Source organism: Kitasatospora phosalacinea (genome assembly GCF_000717185.1).
GTDB classification, from domain to species: domain Bacteria; phylum Actinomycetota; class Actinomycetes; order Streptomycetales; family Streptomycetaceae; genus Kitasatospora; species Kitasatospora phosalacinea_A.
Genome location: NZ_JNYE01000051.1, coordinates 90,715 through 97,912, shown reverse-complemented (window position 1 = coordinate 97,912; position 7,198 = coordinate 90,715). Strand labels below are relative to the sequence as shown.

The following is a 7,198-nucleotide window of genomic DNA, read 5'->3' as shown; positions in this document are numbered from 1 at the left end:
CCCCCGCACCGGTGGCCGGGCCCACCCCCGCCACCCCGTCCGCGCCCGAGCCCGCGTCTGCCTCCGCCAGCACCCCTGCGCCCGCGTCGACACCCGAGCCCGCCCCGGCCCCTGCGCCCGCGCCTATCCTTGCGCCCATGCCTGCCCCGGCCCATGCGCCCACGCCCGCGCCCGCGTCTGCCCATGCGCCAACGCCTGCCCCTGCCCCCGCGCCTATCCCAGCCCCAGCCCCAGCCCTCGCGCTCGCGGTGCCGCTGCCCGGCGTCGACCTGCTGCCCCGTGCCCCGCGCGGCTTCTACGGTCGGGATGCCGAACTCACCGCCCTGGGCGACGCGTTGCGTGCCGGTCCGGACGGGGCGATCGCCCTGGTCACCGGGCCCGCCGGGGTCGGGAAGACCGCTTTGGTGCTGGACTGGGCGCACCGGCACGGCCCGCGCTTCCCCGACGGTGTGCTGTTCGCCGACCTCGGCGGGTTCAGCGACCGTCCCGACCGCGAACTCGCCGACGTGCTGGCCGAGTTCCTGGCCGCTCTGGGCGTCGACCCGGCGGACCTGCCGCCGACCCTGGCCGGGCGGGCCGCGCTCTACCGGCGGGCCACCACCGGCCGTCGGCTGCTGGTGGTGGTCGACAACGCGCGCGAGTCCGAGCAGGTCCGCCCGCTGCTGCCGGCCGGGGCGGACTCGGCCGCGCTGGTCACCAGCAGGAACCGGATGCTCGGCCTGGTCGCCTCCGAACTCGCCCGCCCCGTCCCGCTGTCGGTGCTGCGGCCGGAGGAGTCGGCGGCGCTGCTGTCCCGCGTCCTGGGCCCGGACCGGGTCGCCGCCGAGCCCGAGGCGGCCCGCGAACTCGCCGACCTGTGCGACGGATTGCCGCTCGCGCTGCGGATCGCCGCCGCCAAGGCCGCCGCCGACCCGCGCCGCGGCCTGGCCGTCGTCGCCGACCAACTGCGCAACGAGCAGCGCCGGTTGATCCATCTGGCGGCGGAGGAGATCAGCGTGGCCAGCGCGTTGCGGATCTCCCACGAGCAACTCCCGCCCACCGCGGCCCGGTTGCTGCGCACCCTCGGCCTGCACCCCGGTCCGATGGTCGACGCGTACACCGCCGCCGCCCTCGCCGACCTCGAACACCGGGCCGCCGCCGAGGCGTTGGAGCAGCTCGCGGCCACCCACCTGGTCACCGAGACCGGCGCCGAGCAGTACGTCCTGCACGACCTGGTCTGGCTGTACGCCCGCCAGCTCGCCGCCGAGACCGACCGGGCCGAGCAGCGGGCGGCCCGGGCCCGGCTCGCCGACCAGTACCTGTACGCGGGCCTGGCCGCCGCGCAGTGCGCCGAACCCGCCAGCAGGCCCTGCTGCGAGCCGCCCGCGACCAGTCGGCGCCCGCGGGCCGTCCCCGGGTTCGGCACCGCCGGGGAGGCCCTGCAGTGGCTCGGTGCGCACCGCGAGACGCTCGCCGAGGTGATCGCCACCGCCGACCCCGAGCGCGCCTGGCGGCTGGTGCTCACCCAGTGGCCGCTGATCCTGCGCCGGGTCCGCGACGGCTGGGTGCCGCAGCTCCAGTTCGCCCTGGAGGCGGCGATGGAGGCCGACCACCTGGACGGCGAGAGCCAGGTGCGGGCGCTGCTCGGCTGGGTGCTGGTCTCCAACCGCCGACTGCACGAGGCCGCGGCCTGCCTCGGCCCCGCCGCCGAGCTCGCCGTCCGGGCGGGCAACCAGGTCGGCCGGGCCATCGCGCTGATCAACCTGGCGGCCGTCCACACCGAACTCGCCGAGCACACCGCCGCCGGGACCGGCCTCGCCCAGGCCCTGGAGATCGCGCTGGCCGCCGACCACCCGCACACCGTCGCCCTCGCCCACCAGCACCTCGCCCGCCACCACCTGGACGCCGGACGCCCCCGGCAGGCCCTCGACCACGCCCTGCACGGCCTCGCGCTGAGCACCGGCGAACGCCCCGACCCGCGCCGCGTCCTGCTGCACGGCGCCGCGGGCGAGGCCCTCTCCGGCCTCGGCCGCCACCCCGAGGCCAGGGCCCGCCTCGGCGCCGCCCTCACCGAGGCCGAACGGATCGGCCACGACGAGGCCACCGCCGACGTCCTGCGCGCCCTGGCCCGCGCCGAGGACGCCGCCGGTGAGCCCCGGACCGCCGCCGCCCACCGCCACCGCGCCGACCTGCTCTCCCCCCGCTGACCCCCGCCCCGGGCCCGCCCCGTCCTCGTCCTCCCGCCTCCGTCCCGGGCGCGGTGGCGCAGCCGCGGCGCGTCAGGCGGACGCAGCCGGAAGGCAAGCCCGCCCCCGCAGGATGGTGCTTCCACCCCGCCGCCGGGTCCGGACGTGGGGCCGGGCCCGGCGGTGCCGTGGGCGGCGTGACTTGACAGTGCCGGGCGGGGCCGCATTGACATGCTGTCAGCAGCTGGATCTAATGCTGGTTCCGCTGAACGCGCAGCTCACCGGGGGGCCGTAGTGGGACGTTCCAGGATCGACGCAATGTTCGAACGCGACCGGGCCGCCAGTGGCGCGGGCATCGTGCTCGACGAGGTGTCCGGAGGCCGCGCGGTGGCCCGGATGAAGGTCACCGAGGAGATGGCCAACGCGCACGGGATCGGCCACGGCGGGTACGTGTTCCTGCTCGCCGACGCCGCGTTCTCGTACGCCTGCAACAGCTACGGTCCGGTCGCGCTCGCGCAGGGCGCGCAGATCACCTTCCTGGCCCCGGCGCAGCTCGGCGACGAGCTGGTGGCGGAGGCCGTGGAGCGGACCCTGGCGGGGCGGCAGGGCGTCTACGACGTCACGGTGCGGACGGCCGCGGGCGCGGTGGTGGCCGAGTTCCGCGGGCAGAGCGTGCTGGTGGCCGGGGTGCCGCACAGCAGCTGAGCCCGCTCGCGGTGCGCCCGGGGCAGCGTCGCCCGGGGTGCGCGGGGGCCGACCGGGGGCGGTGGTGGCCCTCACCGGACGGCCGGTCCCGCTGTGCGGTCGGTGTAACCGCCGACCGTCCGCCGTGGAGACAGTCGCGAAATGCGCCCTTCCTACAGTCGCCACAGGCAGGGCAGGTCGAACGGAAGGGCTCTCCCGTGGCCGGACAGGTGGCGCAGGACGCAGCGAAGCCGCAGCGACCGGGGACCGAACAGGTCAGGTCGGTCTGCTCCTACTGCGGGGTGGGCTGCGGCCTGCTCCTGGACATCGGCACCGGCCCGGACGGCCGCCGCACCGTGCGGCGGGCCTCCGGCGACCCGGAGCACCCGGCCAACCGCGGCCGGCTCTGCACCAAGGGCGCGACCACCGCCGACATGCTGGCCGCGCCCGGCCGGCTGTCCACCGCGCTGGTGCGCACCGTCCGCGGCGAGGACCCGGTGCCGACGCCGGTCGCCGAGGCGATCGCCGCCACCGGGCGGCGGCTGCGGGCGATCGTGGACGAGCACGGTCCGGACGCGGTCGCGCTGTACGTGTCCGGGCAGATGAGCCTGGAGGCCCAGTACCTGGCCAACAAGCTCGCCAAGGGCTACCTGCGGACCAACCAGATCGAGTCGAACTCGCGCCTGTGCATGGCCAGCGCGGGCACCGGCTACAAGCTGTCGCTGGGCGCGGACGGCCCGCCCGGCTCGTACCGGGACCTCGACCTGGCGGACGTGTTCCTGGTGATCGGCTCCAACGCCGCCGACTGCCACCCGATCCTGTTCCTGCGGATGATGGACCGGGTCAAGGCGGGCGCCAAGCTGATCGTCGTCGACCCGCGGCGCACCGCCACCGCCGCCAAGGCCGACCTGTTCCTCCAGATCAAGCCCGGTACCGACCTGGCGCTGCTGAACGGCCTGCTGCACCTGCTGCACGCGAACGGGCACCTCGACGAGGCGTTCATCGAGCGGCACACCGAGGGCTGGGCGGCGATGCCGGACCTCCTCGCCGACTACCCGCCGCACCGGGTCGCCGAACTCACCGGCCTGGCCGAGCAGGACATCCGCCGGGCCGCCGAACTCATAGGCGAGGCGGGGGAGTTCACCAGCCTGTGGACGATGGGGCTGAACCAGTCCACCCACGGCACCTGGAACACCAACGCCCTGGTCAACCTGCACCTCGCCACCGGCACCATCTGCCGCCCCGGCAGCGGCCCGTTCTCGCTGACCGGCCAGCCCAACGCGATGGGCGGCCGCGAGATGGGCTACATGGGGCCCGGCCTGCCCGGCCAGCGCTCCGTGCTCGCCCCCGCCGACCGGGAGTTCACCGAACAGCTGTGGAACCTGCCGCCCGGCACGCTGCGCGCCGACGGCGTCGGCAAGGGCACCGTCGAGATGTTCCGCAAGATGGCCGACGGCGAGATCAAGGCCTGCTGGATCATCTGCACCAACCCGGTCGCCTCGGTCGGCAACCGGCGCACCGTCATCGAGGGCCTGGAGAAGGCCGAACTCGTCATCACCCAGGACGTGTTCACCGACACCGAGACCAACGCGTACGCCGACGTGGTGCTGCCCGCCGCGATGTGGACCGAGACCGAGGGCGTGCTGATCAACAGCGAGCGCAACCTCACCCTGGCCCGCCCCGCCGCCGACGCCCCCGGCGAGGCCCTGCCCGACTGGCGGATCATCGCCGAGGTCGCCCGCGCCATGGGGTACGCGGAGGGCTTCGACTTCACCGACGCCGAGCAGGTCTTCGAGGAGCTCAAGCGGGCGTACAACCCCGCCACCGGCTGGGACCTGCGCGGCGCCTCCTACCCGCGGCTGCGCGACACCCCCGTCCAGTGGCCCGCCGCCGACCCGGACGGGCCCGACCGCAACCCGATCCGCTACCTGCTCCCCGACGGCACCCCGCACTTCCCCACCCCCAGCGGCCGGGCCGCCTTCCACCCCCGCCCGCACCTGGACCCGGCCGAACTCCCGGACGACGACTACCTGTTCGCCCTGAACACCGGCCGCCTCCCGCACCAGTGGCACACCCTCACCAAGACCGCCAAGGTCGCCAAGCTCGCCAAGCTGAACCCGTCGCCGTTCGTCGAGATCCACCCCGAGGACGCCGCCGCGCTCGGCATCGTCGAGGGCGACGGCGTCGAGGTCTCCTCCCGGCGCGGCCGGGCCGTGCTACCCGCCACGGTCACCGACCGGGTGCAGAAGGGGAGTTGCTTCGCGCCGTTCCACTGGAACGACCTGTTCGGCGAGTACCTGTCGGTCAACGCCGTCACCTCCGACGCCGTCGACCCGCTCTCCTTCCAGCCCGAACTCAAGTACTGCGCCGTCTCGTTGACCAAGGTCCCGACGCCCGCCGCCACCCCCGTCGCCACCACCCCCTCCTCCTTCTCCTCCTCGGTGTTCGGGTTGGACACCGCGCCCCCGCCGGTCCTCTCCGAGGGCGAACGCCGTTACCTGGCCGGGTTCCTGGCCGCCATCCCGACCGGCCTGCCCGGCGTGCCGGTGCTCCCCGCCGACGCCCCGTTCGACCCCGCGCACGCCCAGTGGGTCAACGGCGCCCTGGCCGGCCTGTACTCGCGCGCCACCGAACCGGCCCCGGCCGCCGCCACCGCCGTCACCACCCGCCAACTCCTCGTCCTGTGGGCCTCGCAGACCGGCACCGCCGAGGAGTACGCCACCGCCGCCGCCGCCCGCCTCACCGCGGGCGGCCACCCGGCCGCCCTGCGCGCGATGGCCGACACCGACCCGGCCGCCCTCCCCGGCGACGCCGACCTGCTGCTCATCACCTCCACCTACGGCGACGGCGACGCCCCCGACAACGGCGCCGGCTTCTGGGACGCCCTCACCGCCGCCGACCCCGCCCGCCTCGACGGCCGCCGCTACGCCGTCCTCGCCTTCGGCGACTCCAACTACCAGGACTTCTGCGGCCACGGCCGCCGCCTCGACACCCGCCTCGCCGAACTCGGCGCCCACCGCCTCGCCCCCCGCGCCGACTGCGAACCCGACTACGAGAGCACCGCCGACAGCTGGCTCGACAGCGTCCTCGCCGCCCTCGGCCGGGACGGCGCACCCGCCGCCGCCCCGGCCCCGGCCCCCGCTCCCGCCGCCGCCCCGCGCCGCACCACCACCCCAGCCCGGCTGGTCGGCAACCGGCTGCTCTCCGGCGCCGGTTCGGGCAAGGAGGTCCGCCGCTTCACCTTCGACACCGGCGAACTCGGCCTCCCGCTCGACTACTCCGCCGGTGACGCGCTCGCCGTCCACCCCGTCAACTCGCCCGCCCTGGTCGACGAATGGCTCTCCGTCACCGGCCTGCCCGGCGACAGCGCCGTCACCCTCCCCGGCCACGGCGACCTGCCGCTGCGCGAAGCGCTCACCCGGCACCTCGACATCACCCGGGTCAGCCCCAAGCTGCTCCGCTTCACCGCCGAACGCACCCGCGACGCCCGCGAGTTGCGCGCCCTGCTGCGCGCCGACAACACCGACGCGCTGGCCCGCTGGACGTGGGGCCGCCAAGCCGTCGACGTGGCAGCCGAGTTCGCCGTCCGGGCCACCGCCCAGGACTGGGCCGAGGTGTTCGGCAAGCTCCAGCCCCGCCAGTACTCGATCTGCTCCAGCCCGCTCACCGACCCCCGGCTGATCTCGCTCACCGTCTCCGTGGTCCGCTGGGACAACCTCAAGGGCCACCCGCGCGGCGGCGTCTGCTCCACCCACCTCGCCGACGCCGAACCCGGCGCCACCGTCCCCGTCCACCTCCAGCGCTCCCCGCACTTCCGCCCGCCCGCCGACCCCGCCACCCCCATGATCATGGTCGGCCCCGGCACCGGCGTCGCCCCCTTCCTCGGCTTCCTGGAGGACCGCCGCGCCCGCGGCCACCGCGCCCCCAACTGGCTCTTCTTCGGCGAACAGCACCGGGCCACCGACTTCTACTACCGGGAGGAACTCGCCGCCCACCTCGCCGACGGCACCCTCACCCGCCTCGACACCGCCTTCTCCCGCGACCAGCGCGCCAAGGTCTACGTCCAGGACCGGATGCGCGAACACGGCCACCACCTCTGGTCCTGGCTCCAGGACGGCGCCCACTTCTACGTCTGCGGCGACGCCTCCCGCATGGCCAAGGACGTCGACCGCGCCCTGCGCGACATCGCCACCACCCACGGCAACCTCACCCCCGCCGACGCCGCCGCCTACGTCAAGAACCTGGCCGCCGAGAAGCGCTACGTCCGCGACGTCTACTGAGCCGCCCCCGGCAGCAGCTATTTGAACGCGTTCAGGAGTGCGGTAGCGTACTGGTCGTGCGCCACCGAG

Annotated in this window: 3 protein-coding genes; all 3 read left to right on the top strand. The window is 75.3% G+C overall.

Annotated features, from left to right (window positions below; genetic code table 11):
* Nucleotides 1-248: 248 nt before the first annotated feature.
* The 3 genes from OO57_RS21935 to OO57_RS21925 all read left to right on the top strand — a co-directional run bounded on the left by OO57_RS21935 (nt 249) and on the right by OO57_RS21925 (nt 7,129).
* Nucleotides 249-2,186, top strand: coding sequence for a tetratricopeptide repeat protein (locus tag OO57_RS21935; RefSeq protein ID WP_051778071.1), 1,938 nt, complete (start codon nt 249-251; stop codon nt 2,184-2,186).
* A gap of 297 nt (nt 2,187-2,483) precedes the next feature.
* On the top strand, nt 2,484-2,870 hold the full coding sequence (paaI, locus tag OO57_RS21930) for a hydroxyphenylacetyl-CoA thioesterase PaaI (RefSeq protein ID WP_033254276.1): 387 nt from the start codon (nt 2,484-2,486) through the stop codon (nt 2,868-2,870).
* A gap of 197 nt (nt 2,871-3,067) precedes the next feature.
* Complete coding sequence (locus OO57_RS21925; protein WP_234337450.1) at nt 3,068-7,129, top strand: molybdopterin-dependent oxidoreductase; 4,062 nt, start codon at nt 3,068-3,070, stop codon at nt 7,127-7,129.
* The last annotated feature ends 69 nt before the right edge of the window (nt 7,130-7,198 follow it).